Here is a 3,203-nt window from a genome sequence, read left to right as displayed (position 1 = left end):
GCACCCACACCAAGGCCCGCTCCCGCAGCGTGGACATCTCCATCGACGACGGCACCGGGCTGGCCATCCTGTTCGCGACCTTGTTCGCGACCGACGCCACCGCCCTGGACAGTCGCCTGAACGCCCTGGCCGACACCGTCTGCCCCGCCGACCCCCGGACCAAGGATCAACGCCGCTCCGACGCGATGGGCGCCCTGTCCCACGGTGCGGACCGCCTGATGTGCCTCTGCGATGTGCAGGATTGCCCCGCCGCTGAGATCCCACCCTCGACCGGGGTGGTCATCTACGTCGTCGCCCACCAGGACACCATCACCGAACCCCCAACGACCGACACACCCCACGATCCCGACGGTCCCGAGGATTCACCAGTCCCCGACGGCGCCAACGATTCCGAGGATTCACCAGCCCCCGACGATGCCGAGAGTCCCGACGATCACGACGACGCCTCGGTCCCCGACGACGCCGGTCCTGCCGACGATCCCGAGAGGGCTGCCACCGACTCCGCCGCCGACGAGTGCCCGGGCCTCGACGGTCACCCGCTGCCGTTGTTCTCCAAACCGCTGCGGGAGTTGACCTGGGCCGACCTCACCGCACCCGATCCCGGCCAACTCGCCTGCATCCGCCCCGCAGCGATGATGGGCGGGCAATTCCTGCCCGGAGCGGTCGCGCGCCGCGCCGCCCTGAACGCCACCCTGACCGCGATCATCCATCCCGGCCAGGCGCCACCCGAACCCCGCTACACGCCCTCGAAGAAGCTGGCCGAGTTCGTCCGCTGCCGGGATATGACGTGTCGGTTCCCGGGCTGCAAGGAACCCGCCACCAAGTGCGATGTGGATCATACGATTCCGTGGCCGTACGGACCGACGTGTGCCTCCAACCTCAAGTGCCTTTGCCGAAAACATCACTTGCTCAAGACCTTTTGGGCCGGGGACCCAGGCTGGCGCGATCAGCAGCTCCTTGATGGCACCGTCATCTGGACGACACCCGACGGGCGGACTCACGTCACCACGCCGGGGAGTCGGCTGCTGTTCCCAGAACTGTGCCAACCCACCGCAGCAGTCGCTCCCGTCGACGTTCCGGCCCGGCCAGCGCACACCGCGGGGTTGAGGATGCCCCGCCGCAAAACCACGAGAGCCCAAGACCGGGCCCGCCGCATCAACGACGAACGCACACTCAACGCCGTCGAATAGTCGTTGCCAAGCGAAGGGCCACCCACTCACAAACGAATTACGACCCAAGACACTTGCGAGCTCACGGTGGCCGTATCTGTGCTTACACTCACTCCGCTACGAATTAGCTGAGAACTCATGGGCATGACCTGAGGGATCGGCTCGGGGGGACGGAGAAAGTCATGGGTCGTCACAGCGCCGCAACCACGCACTGGACACTGGCCACCGCACGGGTGGCGACATCGGGGGGCGCCGCTCGATACGTCGGCCGAGTCGGCGCGTTGGCCGTGGCACTGGGTGTCGGGGCGGCCGTCGCCGGTGGCGGCGGGATCGCCAGCGCCGACGACACCACGCACGACTCCCCAGCCGATACGCGCAGTGCGCAGTCCGCGCCGGACCCTGGTCCCTCGGCGGACGATGCGAGCGTCAAGGACCCGCAGTCCCACGATTCCCCCAGCCGAACACCCGGGGCGTTGAAGGCGGCACTGCGTGTCCCGCGAATGATGCTGGGCGCCAATGGCGGTGCGCATACCAGCGCCCCGCATCCCGGCGGCATCCGGCTCAAGACACCCGCAGCCCGCGCGGCTCGCGAGCCGGTGGCGCGGCCGCGGGGCACCACGCACTCGCCGCGCAATCTTCCCGACCGCGACCCCGGCACCGCCGCCAAACCCCTTGCCGCCGTGGCCACTCAGGTCGACGATCGGGTCCGTACCGTGGTGCGCGACACCGTGCCGACGCCCCCTGCGTCGATCGCAACGACGGTTTCGTCGCTACCGGCCGCCGCCGTCGTCGCCCCCGGTGCGCGTACCGACGATGCTCCTCTCACCCCGGTGCAGTCCCTGGTGGGCGTGTTGGGGTTGATCAGCCGCGACATCGAACAGACCCTCAACAACGTCGTCCATCAGACCAGCCCGACCACCACCAGCGCGAACCTCCCGAATCCCGGCGACGTCGTCGACACTCCCTACGGCAGCGTCGGGAAGTGGATGCTGAACCCCGATGGCTCAGTAGCCAACTGGGGCGGACAGACGTATGGCGACAAGACGCTCAGGGAGCCGGTCAACGTCATCCTCGTCGACCCGAACTCGAAGACCCCCGCGGAGTCCACGGCGAAACTCAACTCGGCCATGTTCTGGTCCGGATTCCCCGCGCAGCCGATTCACAGCACCGGCTTCGACGGCACCGTGCTCGGCACGACGTACGACCAACTGCCAGGAGACGACACCGAGGCCGCCTATTCCGACCTACCGTTCGTCCTCCCCAACGACCACGCCCGCGTATTCGGACCCGCTCCGGTGGCTGCGGCGGACGGCACGGGGTATCTCTGGACCGCCGCGGCGAGCACCGAGGTGCCCGGAATCTACGACAATGCGTTCACGCACCGGTATCTCTCGTACGACCTGGCCCGCGACATTCTGGCCCTCCGGCTGATTCTCAGCGGGCAGGCGACCCTCGTCGGCATCCAGAAGATGGACAACGTCTACAACGACGGGACCGTGTCCACCGGCGATCACGACGGGTACGCCATCGTGCTGCGGCTGAACTGACCCGAGTGATGGCCGCAAAAGCCCCCTTCAGGGGTTGCGCTTGTTCCGGTCTTCTCGCAGAACGTAGCCGAGGCCGCGGACCGTGTGCAGGATGCGCGGCTCGCGGTAGTCCGCCTTGCGCCGCAGGTGTGAAACACAGGACTGGACGACGTTGCCATTGGCAGTAGGCCACTCTGGCCACACGTGTGCGAGGATCGACCTCTTGCTCAGCACCGTCCCAGCGTTGATTACGAAATAGCGTAGTAGTCCAAATTCGTTCGGGGACACGGAAATCAGCTCGTCGCCTCGCCATACTTCGTGAGAATCCTCGTCGATCACCAGATCGGCGAAGCTGAGCCGATGTCTTTGTCGGGTGTCCCCGTCATCCCCGCCGCCCGACTTCACCATCGACTCCACGCGGATCGCGGGCGGCGCACAGACCCTCCTCGACGAGATCGGCAAGACGAAGATCACGGGCGAGGAAGACCGCTTCAGCCATACCGACCTG

3 protein-coding genes and 1 pseudogene are annotated in these 3,203 nt (G+C 67.1%); 3 read left to right on the top strand and 1 reads right to left on the bottom strand.

Features of this window, described 5'->3' with window-relative positions; all coding sequences use genetic code 11:
* Together ACRDUX_RS26710 and ACRDUX_RS26705 are read left to right on the top strand one after the other, a co-directional pair.
* A partial coding sequence (locus tag ACRDUX_RS26710; RefSeq protein ID WP_526418185.1) for an HNH endonuclease signature motif containing protein occupies positions 1-1,190 on the top strand: 1,190 nt, incomplete at its 5' end.
* A 161-nt stretch (positions 1,191-1,351) separates the two neighbouring features.
* Complete coding sequence (locus tag ACRDUX_RS26705; RefSeq protein WP_526418183.1) at positions 1,352-2,716, top strand: hypothetical protein; 1,365 nt, start codon at positions 1,352-1,354, stop codon at positions 2,714-2,716.
* 27 nt (positions 2,717-2,743) lie between these two features.
* Here ACRDUX_RS26705 and ACRDUX_RS26700 read toward each other — a convergent pair whose 3' ends face one another.
* Positions 2,744-3,103 carry a winged helix-turn-helix domain-containing protein gene (locus ACRDUX_RS26700; protein WP_526418181.1) on the bottom strand — a complete coding sequence of 120 codons (360 nt, stop codon included), beginning with the start codon at positions 3,101-3,103 and terminating at the stop codon, positions 2,744-2,746.
* On the opposite strand from ACRDUX_RS26700, the pseudogene ACRDUX_RS26695 reads away from it, so the two are divergent.
* Positions 3,090-3,203: pseudogene (locus ACRDUX_RS26695) on the top strand (iron uptake system protein EfeO); the annotation flags it as partial. The gene ACRDUX_RS26700 and the pseudogene ACRDUX_RS26695 overlap by 14 nt on opposite strands.

It is taken from the genome of Mycobacterium sp. (assembly GCF_050701675.1).
GTDB lineage: Bacteria > Actinomycetota > Actinomycetes > Mycobacteriales > Mycobacteriaceae > Mycobacterium.
Note: the sequence above shows the minus strand (reverse complement) of the source record. Positions and strands in the feature narration are given on the sequence as shown.